Here is a 15,782-nt window from a genome sequence, read left to right on the forward strand (position 1 = left end):
CGCACGCTTGCGCCTGATGCCGAAGGCTGCGAGACTGTGGCTAACAAGGCTTTTTCAATGGGATATGGCCTGAATCGGGAAGGAGTTTCTGCATGGGTCCGGTAAACTGGGTGGCGGTAGTTATCGCCGCGGCAGTGGCCCTTGGCATCAGCATTGCGTGGTTCGGCACCTTTACCCGCAAGAGCGGCCAGCTGATTCCCGGCAAGGCGGAAACGCGAGGGAACTATATCCTCGTGGCTGTGCTGATGTTCGTGAGCTCGGCGATGTTCGGGCACAGTTTCGCCCGGATCGGCGTTGAGACGCTGCAGGCCAAGCCATGGCTTTACTTCATGCAGACCGGGGGCATCGCCATTGCTTTCGTGATGCCCGCCGTTTGGCTGGTCGAACTGCGCAATCGCACTGAGCCGATGCGGCGGGTGTTCGATTGTGCGTTCTGGCTCGTTGCCTACCTTGCCATGGGTCTCGTGTTCTGGGCGCTGGGTTGATCCAGAGAAATCAGGCCGGGTCGCAACTGGCGTAGGAAATCTCGACGATTAGGTCGTCGGGCTCCAGCGCGTTGGCGTCCGGCTCCCAGAAGCCGATCACGCGAGATCCGCGGTAGATCCGCAAGCCTTTGCCGGTCGCGATCTTCTCAAGCGGTTTGCCGATCTCGTCAGGCTTGACCTTGCGTTCGACGAGCTGGACGCGGCCCGTGACCGACGCGAGATCCGACAGGTACTCGGAGATGTGTTGGCCTTCCGCCGACCCGGCCAGCAACAGGCCGGTGAAGCGCACAGGGTTGATCACGTTGTCGGCCCCGGCCTGGCGGGCCAGCAGTTCGTTGTCGTCGGCGCGCACCACCGCCGTGATCGGCACCTTGGGGGCGACATGGCGGGCGGTCAGGATGATGAGGATCGTGGTATCGTCGCGGCCTGCCGACACGAGGATCGAGCGGGCCTTGCCAATGCGCACGGCTTCCAGCGTCTCGTCACGCGTGGCATCGCCCTCCATGACGTTGCAGCCGGCGCTTTCCGCAAGTGCGAGTCTTGCCGAACTGGGGTCGATGACGACGATGCACGAGGGATCGGTGCCGCGCGCGATCAGTTCCTGTACCGCTTCGGACCCGCTGACGCCGTAGCCGAGCACGACGATGTGGTCTTCGAGCCGTTCCTGGATGCGCTTCATGCGCCAAGTCTCCCAGCTGCGCTTGATGATGAAATTATAGGCCGTACCGACGAAGATGTAGATCACCGCCAGGCGGATCGGTGTGACGATGACCGCTTCGATCAGGCGCGACTTGTCACTGACCGGGGCAATGTCGCCGAAGCCGGTCGTGGTGATCGAGATCATCGTGAAATAGACGACGTCGAGGAAGCTGACGGTGCCGTCGTGCGTGTCTTTCAGGCCATCGCGATCGAGCCAGTGGACCATGACGACGAGGAAGATAAGTCCGAGCGCCAGCCCGAGGCGAATGGCGACATCGGCCCAGACCGGGACGCCGATAGCGCGACGCAGCGGCTTGAACAGTGCCGGGTTGGGCCGCTTCTTCGACATAACCGAGGCTTAGGGTGACTTGGGCAGTTCGTCCAGCGGGTCTACCGGCTTGCCGTCTCGGCGCACTTCGAAGTGCAGTTCGTCGCCCTTGGCCAGGCCTGTGTCTCCCACGAGCCCGATCCGCTCGCCGGCGGCTACCCTGGCGCCGTCCTTGACCGTGATGCGGCTGAGGAAACCATAGGCGGTGAACCAGCCATCGCCGTGATCGATCACGACGAGATTGCCGAACTGCTCTTTTTCCTTGCCGGCGAACTTGACCGTACCGGCGGCTGCGGCCCGGACCATCGTACCCTTGGCAGCGGTGATGTCGAGACCGTCGTGATAATTCGCGCCGCTGCTGAAATCGCGGCGGACCGGGCCGGAGACCGGCCAGAGGAAGCGCGACTTGCTTGCGGCGGGCGTGATGGGTGCAGGCACAGCGGCCGAAACCGCGGGCTGTGCTGTCGCGCTCTTCTGCAGGTTGAGCAGGGTCGGGATCAGCAGGCTCTGACCTGGCTTGACCGGTGCCTCCGGATCGAGACCATTGGCGGTGGCGATCTGGTCCCAGGGCACGGCGTACTTGTAGGAAATCGCAAAGCCGGTGTCGCCCGCCTTCACGGTGTGGCGGCGGGTGCGTGGGATCTGCAGCTTCTGACCGGCCTTGACGATATAGGGCGGCTGCAGCCCATTGGCTTCGGCGATAAGGATGCGGGCAACCTTGGCGCGTGCGGCAATGCCGCCGAGCGTTTCGCCGGGGGTGACGATATGGACCGTCTCCTGCTCGGGCGAGATGATGGAGGTCGATTCGGTGCGCGCGGCGATCTCCCGCGATGCGGTCCTGACGGTGCCGGTGTCCTGCGTCTTGCCGGGAATGGTCAGCTTCTGGCCGATGCGCAGCACGTAAGGCGGCTCAAGCCCGTTTGCGCTGGCGATAGCGCTGGCAGGCGCGCCGGTGCGATTGGCGATGCCGTAAAGCGTTTCGCCGAAGGTAACTTCATAGGTGCCGCTGGCCGCTGCGGGACTGCTGTCTGTCGCGCTGCCCCGCGGGATCGCCAGCTCCTGCCCGACGCGCACCACGAATGGCGCTTGCAGGTTGTTCGCCTTGGCAAGATCGCCTGCATCCACGCCAGCGCGGTTGGCGATCCCGTTCAGGGTTTCGCCCGGCTCCACCACATGGACCGCTTCCTGCGCGGAATTGGCGGCCTGTGCCTGCGTCGGCGCAATTACCAGTCCCGGCAGCACAGCTGCCGCGGCGAGCAGTAGAGGGGCCTTCATGCCTTGTAGCGATCCACCAGATTGGACATCGACGCATCGTGCGTCAGGTCGAGCTGCAATGGCGTCACCGAGACAAATCCTTCCGCGATGGCTTCCAGGTCGGTGTTGTGACCCGGGGTATGCTCAATGCCGTGTAAACCAAACCAAAAGTAAGGAAAACCTCTAGGATCAATGCCTTCCACCACCGAACCGCGGGCGTAATCATGGAATCCCTGCCTCACCACGCGGATGCCGTTAACCTTGTGCGCGGGGATCGCGGGGAAGTTGACATTGATCAGCGTGCGCGGCGCGAAAGGTGTGTCGAGCAATGGCCGCAGCACCTTGGCGCCCCATTCTTCGGCAGCGGAGAAGTCGACGTTGTTGCCGACGCCTTCCTTGGAATAGACTTGGCTCAACGCGATCGAGGGAATGCCGGCCAACGCCCCTTCCATGGCGGCCGAGACCGTGCCCGAGTAGGTGATGTCGTCGCCCAGGTTCGCGCCGCGGTTCACGCCCGACAGGATCAGGTCGGGCGCGCCGGGCAGCACCTTGCGCAGCGCCATCGTTACCGAATCGGTCGGCGTTCCGGTAACCGAGTAGCGGCGAGGCGCGTGTTCGCGCAGACGCACCGGGCGCGTCAGGGTCAATGAGTGGCCGGCCCCAGACTGTTCCTCGCTCGGCGCGCAGATCCAGATGTCGTCGGAAAGCTGTGCCGCGATCTTCTCGAGAACGTAGAGACCCGGCGCATTGATGCCGTCGTCATTGGTGAGGAGGATGCGCATTGATCAAATTCCTTCGTCGCCCCGAATCGCCTTCGGGGCCCATTGTCCGGGGCTACATGCCGGCGAATTCACGCCGGCGCGTCGCTCAGGCGAGCGGTTCCAGCTTCTCGATCCCGCCCATCCGGGCCTTGAGCTTTTCCGGTACCGCGACCGAACCGTCTTCCTGCTGGTAGTTTTCCAGCACGGCTACGAGGGTGCGACCTACCGCCAGGCCCGAGCCGTTCAGCGTGTGCAGGAACTCGGTCTTCTTGCTGCCTTCGGGCTTGTAGCGCGCGTTCATGCGGCGCGCCTGGAAATCACCGCAGTTCGAGATCGAGCTGATCTCGCGGTAGGCGCCCTGGCCGGGCAGCCAGACTTCGAGGTCGAAGGTCTTGCGCGCGGTGGCGCCCATGTCGCCGGCACATAGCAGAACCTTGCGATAGGGCAGTTCCAGCGCCTGAAGGATGCCCTCGGCGGCTGCAACCATGCGGTCGTGCTCGGCTTCGCTTTCTTCCGGCTTGCAGACGGTGACGAGTTCGACTTTCTCGAACTGGTGCTGGCGGATGAAGCCGCGCGTGTCGCGGCCCGCCGCGCCCGCCTCGGAACGGAAGCAGGGGGTGAGCGCCGTCATGCGCAGGGGCAGGGCCTCGGCATCGACGATCTGTTCGCGCACCGCGTTGGTCAGGCTGACTTCGGCGGTGGGGATCAGCCAGCGCCCGTCGGTAGTCTGGAACAGGTCTTCGGAGAACTTGGGAAGCTGGCCGGTGCCGAAGGCGGCATCGTCCTTGACCAGCAGCGGGACGTTACATTCCATATAGCCGTTGTCCGCGGTCTGCGTGTCCAGCATGAATTGCGCAAGGGCGCGGTGCAGGCGGGCCATCTGGCCCTTGAGGAATGTGAAGCGCGCACCCGACAACAGCGCGCCGGTCTCGAAGTCTAGGCCGAGCGCAGGGCCGAGATCCGCGTGTTCCCTGGGCGTGAAGGCGAATTCGCGCGGGGTACCCCACTTCGCCACTTCGACGTTCTGCGTCTCGTCCTCGCCGTCGGGAACCTCGTCGACGGGGATGTTGGGCAGGCGTGCCAGTTCGTCATGCAGCCTGGCGGTCAGTTCCTTCTCCTCGGCTTCGAGCGCGGGGAGGCTTTCCTTGAGTTGCGTGACTTCGGCTTTCAGCGCCTCGGCGGTTTGCGCGTCGCCCTGGCCCATCGCCTTGCCGATTGCCTTCGATGCCTCGTTGCGGCGGTTCTGGCTTTCCTGCATGCGCGTTGCGACCGCGCGGCGCTGCTCGTCGAGCGAGAGGATCTGGGCGGAAGCGGGTTCAACCCCGCGGCGAGCGAGACCGGCGTCGAAAGCGGCCGGGTTTTCACGGATCAGGCGGATATCATGCATGACGCCGGGCTATGCCGTCTCGGCGAGTCCGGCGCAAGCGCGAGATGGCCTGTGTCACTCGGCCTTGCAGGTGCGAATCCCGAACATGGAATAGAGCGGGCACGTGCTGAACAGTCCCGTCATCAGAGGAACGAGCCCGACCCAGCCCCAATCCGTCTTCGGTCCTACAAAGACGAGGGCGATGAGGATGATCCCCAGAACGATGCGGCCCAATCGGTCCATCGTGCCGACATTTGTCTTGAACATGGCATTTCCCTCCTTCGATGAAGGAGCCATGCGCCCGATGGTACTAGAGGCGCATTGATTGCGATCAATGGAGGGATTTCGGCAAGTTTCCGATGGTGCCATCCCGGCAGGGGATGGTGGGCGCGACAGGGATTGAACCTGTGACCCCACCCGTGTGAAGGGTGTGCTCTACCGCTGAGCTACGCGCCCGCTTCCAAATGCGGAAGCGCGCCCCTAGACAACTCCGGACGAATTGACAAGCGTCCATTGCCGACTAAAGCGCGGGACATGACCGAAGAGACCAGTTCCGGCCCGGACGTGCCGCCCGATCGCATTGCCATCAACCCGAAGAGCGAGTTCTTCGATGCCGAAAAGCTGCGTCGCGGCATCGGTATCCGCTTCAAGGGCACCGTGCGCAACAATGTCGAGGAATACTGTATTTCCGAAGGCTGGGTGCGCGTTCAGGCAGGCAAGACGCTCGACCGTCGCGGCAATCCGCTGACGATCAAGCTGAGCGGCCCGGTCGAAGCGTGGTACGAGGATCTCGGCGAAGACGCGCCCGTCGCCAAGTAAGCGCTCTTCGCGATTGAGAGTTTCGGGGCCGGTCCTGCCAACTGGCGCAGGTCCGGCCCCTTTCGGGTAAACTCAGTAGTTTCCGGCGATGATGTCGCCGATGGGGTCGCTGTGGCGGCCCTTTTTCTTGCCTTCCGCCTGCGACGCTGCCGAATCGCCCTCGGAGGCAACGCGGGTCGACCTTGCGGCGGGAAGCGCGCCGGGCTCGGCGTTGTAGATGAAACCCGCGACCGGCCAGTGCGATGCGCCCAGGTTGTGGGCGGGGCCGTACCAGACGCGCACCTGGCTCCAGTCGTTTTCCGGTGAAACATCCAGAACGCTGACGTTGCGCTCGATCTTGCCGGGAACCGACCAGTTGGCATGGCTCACCAGGATGGTGCGGGAATCGACGATCTGCGTGACCGTTGCGACATGGCCGAGTGTGGAGTTGCCGTGCGGCTCGATCGCCAGGACGGCACCGACGCGCGGTTCGAAACCGCGGGCGTAGCGGCCCTTGGCCTGCTTCCACCAGGTATGGGCATCGCCATAGATCTGCAGGCCGGACAGTTGCCGCGCGAAGGGCACGCATTCCAGATAGTCGGAATTGCCCGATGCGCTCGGTGAACCCGATGAAAGAGGGCGGCTGCCCGCGCTGCCGGAATCGTCGTTGGACACGATAGCGTCGATCGCGCTGCGGGCACTTGCCGGAGAGATTACGGCCGCGCTCAATGCGAGAATGCTTGCTGTGCAGTAACCTTTCATGCCTGCAAGATCACCTAGGCACAGTTATCGTTTGCCTGCAAAATTGGGTTAACGGAGCGGCAAGAATTTGCCGGATGTTTGCCGGGTGCTTGCCAAAGCCTTCGGAAATCCCCAAGCGAGTCGCCATCATGCTCCCGCAAGTCATCATCATAGGCCGGCCCAACGTCGGCAAATCCACCCTGTTCAACCGTCTGGTCGGCAAGAAGCTCGCGCTCGTCGACGATCAGCCCGGCGTCACGCGCGACCGGCGCTTCGGCGATGCCGAACTGCTCGGGCTGAAATTCCAGATCGTCGACACTGCCGGTTGGGAAGACGACGAAGCGGAAACCCTGCCCGGACGGATGCGCAAGCAGACCGAAGCCTCGCTGGCGACTGCCGACGTCGCGCTGTTCGTTGTGGACGCGCGCGCCGGACTGACGCCGCTCGACGAGGAAATCGGCAACTGGCTGCGCGCCTCGCCGGTGCCGGTCATCGTGCTCGCCAACAAGGCGGAAGGGCGCGCGGGCGAGGGCGGTCTGCTTGAAGCCTACTCGCTTGGCCTCGGCGATCCGGTGGCGATTTCGGCCGAACACGGCGAGGGCATGGGCGACCTGTTCGAAGCCCTGCTGCCACATCTGGAGCCGCTGCAGCCGGTCGAGGAAGAGGAAGCCGAATTCGACGAGGAAGCGCTGCTCAAGGCGCCGCTCAAGCTGGCCATCGTCGGTCGTCCGAACGCCGGAAAGTCGACGCTGATCAACCGCTTTCTCGGTGAAGACCGGCTCCTGACCGGCCCTCAGGCGGGTATCACCCGCGATTCGATCGCGATCGACTGGCTCTGGACCGATCCCAAGACCGGCGATGAACGCGAGGTGCGCCTGATCGACACCGCGGGCATGCGCAAGAAAGCGCGCGTCGTCGAGAAGCTGGAGCGCATGGCGGTGGCCGATGCGCGCCACGCAATCGACTTCGCCGAAGTCGTGGTCCTGCTGCTCGATGCGACCAAGGGGCTGGAGCACCAGGACCTCAAGATCGCCTCCAAAGTTCTGGAGGAAGGCCGCGCCCTGATGATCGCGATCAACAAGTGGGACGTGGCGGAGGATGCCTCGAAGCTGTTCAACGGCATTCGTGCCGCGCTCGACGACGGTCTTGCGCAAGTGCGCGGCGTGCCGCTGCTCGCAGTCTCGGCACGTACCGGCAAGGGCCTCGACGACATGATTGCGGCGGCATTTTCGATCCGCGAGGCCTGGAGCCGCCGCGTGCCGACCTCTGCGCTCAACCGCTGGTTCGACGATGCCCTTTCGGCCAATCCGCCGCCAGCGCCGGGTGGCAAGCGAATCAAGCTGCGCTACATCACCCAGGCCAAGACGCGCCCGCCGGGCTTCGTGCTGTTCGGTACGCGTCTCGACCTGCTGCCAGAGAGCTATCGACGCTACCTGATCAATGGTCTGCGGCGTGAACTCGGCTTTGAGGCCGTGCCGATTCGCATCACGCTGCGCAGCCCGAAGAACCCGTTCAAGAAGGACTGACCGCGCCTCCGTTTGGGGCGTGACCGGTTTTTGATTCAGCCGGGGTGCGCCTCGGCTTCCGATTCGGCGGCGGCATCGGCCTGGTTTTCGGCTTCGGCGGCCTGCGCGCGCCTGCTTGCTTCGGTGCCCTTTATGTTTGTCAGGCTGCCGGCGCCCTTTGCCTCGGAAACCAGGTTCCATACGGCGATGAACAGCGCGGCGATGACCGGGCCGACGATAAAGCCGTTGAGACCGAACAGTTCGAGACCCGACAGCGTGGCAATCAGCACCACGAAGTCGGGCATGCGGGTGTCGCGGCCGACGAGGATCGGGCGCAGCAGGTTATCGATCATGCCGATGATGAACACGCCGCAGAAGACCATCACCCCGCCCTGGACGTAGTCTCCGGTCGCCAGCAGGTAGCCAGCGACGGGAACCCAGATGATACCGGTGCCGACGGCCGGCAGCAGCGAGAAGAAGCCCATCAGCACGCCCCACAGGAGGGCGCCTTCGATGCCGAGAGCCGAGAAGATCAGGCCGCCGACAAGGCCCTGCATCACTGCGACGACGACGGTGCCCTTCATAGTGGCGCGTACCACCAGCATGAAATGGTCGAGCAGCGCATCGCGCAAATGCGGCCTCAGCGGGATCGCGGTGCGCACCAGTTCACCGTAGCGCTCACCATCGCGCAGCAGGAAGAACGTGAGGTAAAGCATCACGCCCAGCGCAGCGATGAAGCTGAGGGCGCCTTGCCCGACGATGAGCAGGCGCGAGGCGATGTCTTGCAGGCCACTGGCGATGCCGGAGCCGAATTCGCGCCGCAGCGTCTCGAAATCGGTGGATGTGTAGCGTGCGATCGTGTTGCCGATCTGGTCGGGCAGGGCGGCGCGGATGCGCTGGAGCATGGCACCCAGATCGATCTGCCCGCTGCTGATCCGATCATAAAGAGACGTCGCTTCCTGTACGAGGCTGGCTCCCAGGAACAGGGCAGGCAGGATGAAGATCGCCAGCAGGAGAAGCAGCACCAGCGCCGCGGCCGTATTGGGCCTGCCTCCAAGCTTTGCCTCCAGTTTGCGGGTCATCGGTTCGAACAGGATCGCCGCGACGATGCCCCAGAGCACCGCCCCGAAATAGGGTGCGAGAAGCCAGGCGAAGGCGATGGTAACGAGTATGACGAGGCCGATGAATGCGTAGTCTTCAAGGCCGTATGCAGAGGGTCGCTTTGTCTCCATTGGCGGAGCAATATCATGAAATTCGGCAATTCCATCCCCGATCTTCCTTCCGGCAAGACCGGGGTGGATTTTTTCGACGAAGCGCGCGAGACAACCGTTCATCCCCCCGCATCAGGAGGTCACTCTCTTGCATTCCATCATGAAGTTCCGAATCGCCGTCAGCGTCCTGGCTATGGCGTCCGTCCCACTCGTCCCTGCCGTTGCAGCAGAGCAGCAGTCCTCCGTTTCCGGGCCGGAACGCAGCTTCAAGCCCGACGACCTGTTCAAGTTGCAGGGCGTTACCGATCCGCAGATATCGCCGGACGGATCGACGATCGTTTACGTGCGCAGCAGCGCCGACATCATGACCGACAAGGTCGAACCCTCGCTGTGGCTGGTCGATGTGTCCACGGGCGAGCAGCGTCCGCTCGTCGCCGGACCGGGCGCACACATGGCCCCGCGCTGGTCGCCCGATGGCAAGCGCATCGCCTATGTCTCGAGCGACGGCAGTTCCTCTCCGCAGCTCTACGTACTTTGGCTGGCGAGCGGGGCGAGCGTCAACGTCACCGACCTGCCCGACAGCCCGGGCGCGCTCGCCTGGTCGCCGGACGGCAGGCAGATCGCCTATACCATGCGCGTGCCGGGTGAAGGTACGAAGCTGGGCTCGCAGCCGGAAGGCCGCCCCGAAGGTGCGCAATGGGCCGAGCCGCTGCAGGTGATCGACCGTGTGACCTACCGCTTCGACGGAGCCGGTTATTTCGAACCGGGCTTCGACCATATCTTCGTCGTGTCCGCCGATGGCGGCGCGCCGCGCCAGGTCACTTTCGACAAGTTCGACGATGGCGGCCCGCTGTCCTGGACGGCTGATGGAAAGCGCATCGTCTTCAGTGCCAACCGGCATGAAGACTGGGAGCGCGACATCAACAATTCGGAAGTCTACAGCGTCGACGTCGCAAGCGGCGCGATCCGCGCGCTGACGACCCGGCAGGGTCCTGATGGGGGTGCTATCGTCTCGCCCGACGGAAAGCACATCGCCTATGTCGGCTACGACGACGTCAACCGCTCCTACGAGAACTCCGATCTCTACGTCATGAACGCCGACGGCAGCGGCGTAAGGCTGTTGACCCCGAAGCTCGACCGATCGATCGACGCGGTGGAGTGGGCGGGCAATAACGGCCTTTACGTCCAGTACGACGATGAGGCACAGACCCGGGTGGCGCGCGTCGGTCTCGACGGGTCGATCAAGCCGTTGGTTTCCGGACTGACTCCGGGCGGGCATTACGACCGGCCCTATACCGGTGGCAGCTTCAGTGTCTCGAAGGGCGGGCGCATCGCCTATACCGCCGGGACCACGAGCCATCCGGCGGACCTGTGGGTGTCCAATGGCGGTACGGGGCGCAAGCTGACCGACCTCAACGCAACCTGGATGGCAGACAAGGCGATGGCGCCGGTGCGCAAGCTGGCGGTGACTGCGCCCGACGGCAGGCCGATCGATGCCTGGCTGGTGACGCCTCCGGGCCTGCAGCCGGGCCAGCGGGCGCCCCTGATCCTTGAGATCCATGGCGGGCCGAACACGGCCTATGCTCCTGTCTTCGCCACCGATTACCAGCTCTATGCCGCGCATGGTTATGCCGTGCTCTACACCAATCCGCGCGGCAGCACGTCCTATGGCGAGGAGTTCGCCAACCTCATCGACCGCGCCTATCCCGGCACCGACTACGACGACCTCATGGCCTCTGTCGATGCAGCGATTGCCGATGGTGTGGCCGACCCGAACAACCTGTTCGTCACCGGCGGTTCGGGCGGGGGCGTGTTGACGGCATGGATTGTGGGCAAGACCGACCGGTTCAAGGCTGCCGCGACGCAAAAGCCGGTGATCAACTGGATCAGCGAAGCGCTGACGATGGACTCGACGCCGTTCACCTCGCGCTACTGGTTCGACAAGAAGCCCTGGGAAGATCCCATGTCTTACTGGAACCGCTCGCCGCTCAGCCTGGTCGGCAATGTGAAGACGCCGACGCTGGTGGTCGTGGGCAGCGACGACTACCGCACGCCGGTCAGCGAATCCGAGCAGTACTACGCCGCTCTGCAGATCCGCGGCGTGCCCACTGCCATGGTGAAGGTACCCGGCGCCAGCCACGGCGGCATTGCCGCGCGGCCATCGCAGTCGGCGGCGAAGGTTTCCGCAATCCTTGCGTGGTTCGACAAGTATCGGACTGACGGCAAGGCCGTCAGCGAGTAGCAGCAAGCTCCGCGGCCAACCGGGCGACCAGTTCGGCCGCGGGCATCGGGCGGGAAAGGGGAGCGCCCTGGCCTGCCCATTGCGCTCCGAAACCGCCTTCGCCCGCAGTCTTGGCGGCGGCGTTGAGCGCCTTGCCGGCATGATAGGCGCGCGGATAGGGCGCGACCGGAGGCAGCTCCCCGGTTGCGCCCAAGGCGGTGAAGCGATTGGCAAGGCAGCGAGCCGGACGACCGGAAATCGCGGCAGTCATCGTCGTGTGCCGTGCGCATTCACTGGCCAGTGCCATGCGATAGGCTGCGTCCGCGTTGCTTTCGGGACAGGCGACGAAGGCCGTGCCGAGCTGGGCTGCGACCGCTCCCAGATCGAGCGCGGCGCGAATGCCGTTGCCGTCCATGATCCCTCCGGCGGCGATGACCGGCAAACCGGACTGGGCGGCGAGCAGGCGGGTCAGTGCAAGGGTGCCAAGGCGGTCGTCCGGCGCGTCGGGATCGAACACGCCGCGATGGCCGCCCGCTTCCCACCCTTGTGCAACCAGGACGTCGATCCCGGCATCTTTCGCAAGCCGGGCTTCGTCGAGCGAGGTGGCGGTGGCGAACAGGAGGCATCCTGCGGCTTTCAGTGCGGCGATCGAGTCGGGATCGGGCAGGCCGAAATGAAAGCTCACCACCGGCGGCGCCAGTTCCACGAGCGTCGCCAGCATTTCGGCATTGCCGATCAGCGTCGGGTAGATCGTCTCAAGCTGCGTGGGCGGCTCGGCGCCGAACTCGGCAAAAGCGGGTGCGAGGGCGCTCAGCCACGCTGCCTCGCGCGGCGGATCGGCCTCGCATGGCGCATGGACGAAGAGATTGACGTTGAAAGGGCGGTCGGTCGCGGCGCGGAGCTGGACGATGTCGTGCGCTGCAGCTTCGGGCGTCAGCGTACCGACCGCGATCGACCCGAGCGCCCCGGCATTGCAGACGGCAGCGGCGAGGGCGGGCGTCGAGGTGCCCGCCATCGGTGCCTGGATCAACGGTATCGAAAGGTCGAGGCGCGAGATGAAGTCCATGGACGCCTTGCCTGGGCTCAGGACTCTCCTGCGGCCTCGCTCTGCAGTTGGCAGTAGTTCTGGATGCCCATGCGCTCGATCATGTCGAACTGCTTCTCCAGCCAATCCACGTGCTCTTCCTCGCTTTCGAGGATGCGCTCGAAGACTTCGCGGCTGACATAGTCGCGCACCGCTTCACAGTGGGCGATCGCTTCCTTGAGGAGCGGAATGGCATCGTGTTCGAGAGCGAGGTCCGCCTTGAGGATTTCCTCGACGTTCTCACCGACGCGCAGCTTGCCCAGCGCCTGGAAATTGGGAAGGCCATCGAGGAACAGGATGCGATCGGCCAGCACGTCGGCGTGCTTCATCTCGTCGATCGATTCGTGGCGCTCGTAGGCGGCAAGTTTCTTGATGCCCCAGTTGTCCAGCATCCGGTAGTGGAGCCAGTACTGGTTAATGGCGGTCAGCTCGTTGAAAAGAGCCTTGTTCAGAAAATCAATGACTTGTGGGTCGCCCTTCATCGCGCGTGCTCCTTTTCAACCGAGCCGCGAATATGGGCGCAGGGCTTCGGCCTGACAAGGCCGGTGGGCGCAGAATCAATGGCCTAATTCAATGGTGGACGAGAGAAACCGACAGATCGCAGCCGACTTCGTCGGCGATGATCTCTTCCGCTTCCTCAAGGCACTGGCGGCACTGCGGCGTGCGGCCCATGGCAGCGTAGAGCGTCTCGGCATTGCCCTGACAGCAGCGCGCGGCCGCCCTCAGGTCCGTTTCCTTAATCGCATTGCAGATGCAGACATACATAAGCGAATCCTCTTGTCTGCCATCATACGCAAATGAGAATGGATCGCAATATCAATTTAGAATCGCGGAATTCCGACGATTATCCAGTAGCTTGCGCATGACGAGTGAGCGCCAGAGCCATTCCAGCGGCCCCCGGCGGCAGTGGCCCAGCCACGGTTCGCTCCATGCCAGCATGAGCGTCCAGCCCAGCGCCACGAACAGCGATTGTCCGGCTGGTCCGACCCGGCCGAACAGATCGAAACCCCATCCGTAGAAGATCGCCGTCATCACCACGCTTGTGCAAATGTAATTGCTGAAGGCCATGCGACCGGCGGCGATCAGGCGCTGTCCGATTCGCGTTCGGGCAAGTGCAGGCGCGGCAAGCACGAGAATGGCGGCGTAGCCGATGGCGGTCAGAACATGCGGCACGACGAGTCCGTGGGAGATCATCATGTACATGGCGATGGGCGGGAAGTGGCGCGGCCAGGCCCAGTTCAATGCGGCCAGGGTCAGGACCAGTCCCGCGAAGCTGCAGAAAGTGGCGACGGCTTTCATGCGCCTGGCCGGCCAGGTCCCTGCGAAGAAGCCGTGGCGGTGCAGGACCATGCCCAGCATCATCAAGGGAAGGATTTCTCCATAAGTGCTGCTGGCCATGGTGAAGAGCCAGAAGGGATCGTCGTGCAGCTTGGCGGTTACGATGTCGAGATAGGAGGAGGTATATAAGGCCAGTTCACGCGCGCTTTCGTCCCAGTAGAGATCGAGCCGCGCGGTGACCGATTGTTGCTGCGCTAACGTGGCTGTGCCTAGACGGACCGCTTCCTCGGCATGGACGATGGGCAGTGCGGCCATGATTGCCCAGACATGCGTGCTGGCGAGAATGGCAAGCGCGAGGATCAGTGTCAGGCGCGTCGAAAGCTGGCGGGTCAGCAGCGCGACGATGCCGCAGGCGGCATAGACGAACAGGATATCGCCCCACCAGAGCAGCAGGTAATGCAGCGTTCCGAAGAGCATCAGCCATGACAGGCGGCGAACCTGCAGGAGTTCGCCGTCGCTGCCGTTATTCTCGGCCCTCTCGCAGAAGAGGGATAGGCTGGCCCCGAACAGGATCGCGAAGAGTGCACGCATCTTGCCTTCGAAGAAGACGAAACCGAAAGCCCAGGCCGCCTCGTCCGCAAGGCTGGCCTGATGCGGCAGGCTGGGGGTGATCGTATTGATGCTGGGGCCGGCGAAACCGGCGATATTGATGGCAAGGATGCCTAGAACCGCGGCGCCGCGAATGAGATCCAGCGTGACGAGACGCTCGGCGCTGCCTGCGATCGCCTTAGGCGACTGCAAGGCGAGTGCTGCGTCGATCAGTTCCTCACGGGGAGGCAGGTGAAGCCGCCCGCCGATAGTCTCGAGCAGGCGGCATCCGCTTCGTTCTTCGAGGCAAAGCCGCCGGCCTGCAGCTTGGTCAGCCTGCCTTCGGGGGCGAGGATCTTGCCATGTCCGACAAGTTCAGGGCGCTTGCTGACCTTTGCCCAGAGCCGTTCGGCATTGCCGGCTACGCCGAACGCGCCAAGTTGGACCCGCCATGGACCGCTGGTGTTGGGCACACCTGTCGGGGTGGGCCTTGCGGCCTCGACAGGCTTCTTCGGAGCCGGGTTCGCAAGGATCTTCGCTTTCGCGGTGGCCGGGGAAGGTGTGCCGGGTGCTGGAACGCTCTTGCGCGTGTAGTCGGCCCCGGCGGTTGCCGGGCTGGCGCTGCCGGTCGCGCGGACGGCTTCGGCTACGGCGTTTTCGGCAGTGACGATCTGCGGCGTGCGCACGCTGTCGGTTCGGGTGGCGGAGGGCAGGGTGCCATTGCCCAGTTCGGCAGTCGCGGTTTCCCGCTCCCGCGTGGCCTGAGCGTCGGCGGCGATGCGAGAAGCAAGCGCAACGCTCTTCTGCCGGTCCGCCAGCGGGATGTGCTCGTCCATCTGCTTCAGCGCATTGGTCGCCTGTTGCAGGCCGGCCTGCTGTGCAAGGCTGACGAGGGCATAGGCGCGCACCCAGTCCTTGGCGACGTGGTCTCCGTTGAAGTGTGCCACGCCGATGATGTACTGCGCCCGCGGATCGCCGCGCGCGGCAGAGGCTTCGAGATAGGGCATGGCCATGGCCCGTTCGCCATCCTGGAACAGCAGCAATCCGTAGATGTCCGCGGCCTGCACATGGCCTTGGGCAGCGGCCTTGCCGTATAGATCCTTGGCCTTGGCAATGTCTTCCGGCACGCCCCGGCCCATCTTGTAAGCCTGGGCGAGGTTGAACTGCGCATCCGGATCACCGGTGGCCGCCAACGGTTTCCACTCCCTCACGGCAGCAGCGTAGTCGCCCGCGGTCCACGCGTCGACTCCTGCTTTCACGTCAGCGAAGGCCGGCGTGGGCACGAGCGGGAGCAGAGTCGCGCAAAGGCCCAGATTGCGGAAAAATCGGAGAAATTTCTTCACAGCGAAAATTACTCGTTGATTGCCGCCAGGTTCCGCAATGGTAAGCGAAACTACGGTGCAGGTACCAGTCTTCAGATCGAGGCAGTGCCGATTTGCACTGTCCGGTTTCCTAAACGGGAA

Annotated in this window: 16 protein-coding genes and 1 tRNA gene; 4 read left to right on the forward strand and 13 right to left on the reverse strand. The window is 64.0% G+C overall.

Going from position 1 to position 15,782, the window contains the following annotated elements; translation table 11 throughout:
- Nucleotides 1–92: 92 nt before the first annotated feature.
- A complete protein-coding gene (locus B5483_RS01285) occupies nt 93–485 on the forward strand; it encodes a DUF1761 domain-containing protein (RefSeq protein ID WP_054946791.1) in 393 nt (130 codons plus the stop codon).
- A 10-nt stretch (nt 486–495) separates the two neighbouring features.
- On the opposite strand, the gene B5483_RS01290 is transcribed toward B5483_RS01285, so the two are convergent.
- The 6 genes from B5483_RS01290 to B5483_RS01315 form a co-directional block, all read right to left on the reverse strand.
- A complete protein-coding gene (locus B5483_RS01290; RefSeq protein ID WP_054946792.1) occupies nt 496–1,533 on the reverse strand; it encodes a potassium channel family protein in 1,038 nt (345 codons plus the stop codon).
- 9 nt (nt 1,534–1,542) lie between these two features.
- Complete coding sequence (locus B5483_RS01295) at nt 1,543–2,787, reverse strand: LysM peptidoglycan-binding domain-containing protein (RefSeq protein WP_079729244.1); 1,245 nt, start codon at nt 2,785–2,787, stop codon at nt 1,543–1,545.
- Nucleotides 2,784–3,548: a 5'/3'-nucleotidase SurE gene (gene surE / locus B5483_RS01300; RefSeq protein WP_079729245.1), complete on the reverse strand. Its 765-nt coding sequence runs from the start codon at nt 3,546–3,548 to the stop codon at nt 2,784–2,786. The genes B5483_RS01295 and surE overlap by 4 nt, the downstream gene beginning before the upstream one ends.
- Nucleotides 3,549–3,633: 85 nt before the next feature.
- A complete protein-coding gene (gene serS / locus B5483_RS01305) occupies nt 3,634–4,914 on the reverse strand; it encodes a serine--tRNA ligase (RefSeq protein ID WP_079729246.1) in 1,281 nt (426 codons plus the stop codon).
- A gap of 54 nt (nt 4,915–4,968) precedes the next feature.
- Complete coding sequence (locus B5483_RS01310) at nt 4,969–5,160, reverse strand: YgaP family membrane protein (protein ID WP_054946807.1); 192 nt, start codon at nt 5,158–5,160, stop codon at nt 4,969–4,971.
- 114 nt (nt 5,161–5,274) lie between these two features.
- Nucleotides 5,275–5,349, reverse strand: a tRNA-Val gene (locus B5483_RS01315).
- Nucleotides 5,350–5,427: 78 nt separating this feature from the next.
- On the opposite strand from B5483_RS01315, the gene B5483_RS01320 reads away from it, so the two are divergent.
- Nucleotides 5,428–5,712, forward strand: coding sequence for a DUF3297 family protein (locus B5483_RS01320; RefSeq protein WP_054946796.1), 285 nt, complete (start codon nt 5,428–5,430; stop codon nt 5,710–5,712).
- 72 nt (nt 5,713–5,784) lie between these two features.
- On the opposite strand, the gene B5483_RS01325 is transcribed toward B5483_RS01320, so the two are convergent.
- Nucleotides 5,785–6,420 carry a CHAP domain-containing protein gene (locus B5483_RS01325; RefSeq protein WP_369817921.1) on the reverse strand — a complete coding sequence of 212 codons (636 nt, stop codon included), beginning with the start codon at nt 6,418–6,420 and terminating at the stop codon, nt 5,785–5,787.
- A 161-nt stretch (nt 6,421–6,581) separates the two neighbouring features.
- Between B5483_RS01325 and der the strand changes: the two genes are divergently transcribed.
- Nucleotides 6,582–7,958, forward strand: a complete 1,377-nt coding sequence (gene der / locus B5483_RS01330) for a ribosome biogenesis GTPase Der (protein ID WP_079729827.1) — start codon at nt 6,582–6,584, stop codon at nt 7,956–7,958.
- Between the two features lie 35 nt (nt 7,959–7,993).
- On the opposite strand, the gene B5483_RS01335 is transcribed toward der, so the two are convergent.
- Nucleotides 7,994–9,169, reverse strand: a complete 1,176-nt coding sequence (locus tag B5483_RS01335; protein WP_054946809.1) for an AI-2E family transporter — start codon at nt 9,167–9,169, stop codon at nt 7,994–7,996.
- Nucleotides 9,170–9,308: 139 nt separating this feature from the next.
- Between B5483_RS01335 and B5483_RS01340 the strand changes: the two genes are divergently transcribed.
- Entirely contained in the window at nt 9,309–11,390 is a 2,082-nt protein-coding gene (locus B5483_RS01340; protein WP_079729247.1) for an alpha/beta hydrolase family protein, read from the forward strand.
- Here B5483_RS01340 and B5483_RS01345 read toward each other — a convergent pair.
- The 5 genes from B5483_RS01345 to B5483_RS01365 all read right to left on the reverse strand — a co-directional run bounded on the left by B5483_RS01345 (nt 11,380) and on the right by B5483_RS01365 (nt 15,662).
- Nucleotides 11,380–12,435, reverse strand: coding sequence for an NAD(P)H-dependent flavin oxidoreductase (locus B5483_RS01345; protein ID WP_079729248.1), 1,056 nt, complete (start codon nt 12,433–12,435; stop codon nt 11,380–11,382). The genes B5483_RS01340 and B5483_RS01345 overlap by 11 nt on opposite strands.
- Before the next feature lie 17 nt (nt 12,436–12,452).
- Nucleotides 12,453–12,935 (reverse strand): bacterioferritin, encoded by a 483-nt coding sequence (bfr, locus tag B5483_RS01350; protein WP_054947887.1) that lies wholly within the window; start codon nt 12,933–12,935, stop codon nt 12,453–12,455.
- An 88-nt stretch (nt 12,936–13,023) separates the two neighbouring features.
- Complete coding sequence (locus tag B5483_RS01355; protein ID WP_054947886.1) at nt 13,024–13,218, reverse strand: (2Fe-2S)-binding protein; 195 nt, start codon at nt 13,216–13,218, stop codon at nt 13,024–13,026.
- 51 nt (nt 13,219–13,269) lie between these two features.
- Entirely contained in the window at nt 13,270–14,532 is a 1,263-nt protein-coding gene (locus tag B5483_RS01360) for a DUF418 domain-containing protein (RefSeq protein WP_245828776.1), read from the reverse strand.
- 17 nt (nt 14,533–14,549) lie between these two features.
- Nucleotides 14,550–15,662: an SPOR domain-containing protein gene (locus tag B5483_RS01365; RefSeq protein ID WP_079729250.1), complete on the reverse strand. Its 1,113-nt coding sequence runs from the start codon at nt 15,660–15,662 to the stop codon at nt 14,550–14,552.
- Between the last annotated feature and the right edge of the window lie 120 nt (nt 15,663–15,782).

The organism is Novosphingobium mathurense, assembly GCF_900168325.1.
Taxonomy (GTDB): Bacteria; Pseudomonadota; Alphaproteobacteria; order Sphingomonadales; family Sphingomonadaceae; genus Novosphingobium; species Novosphingobium mathurense.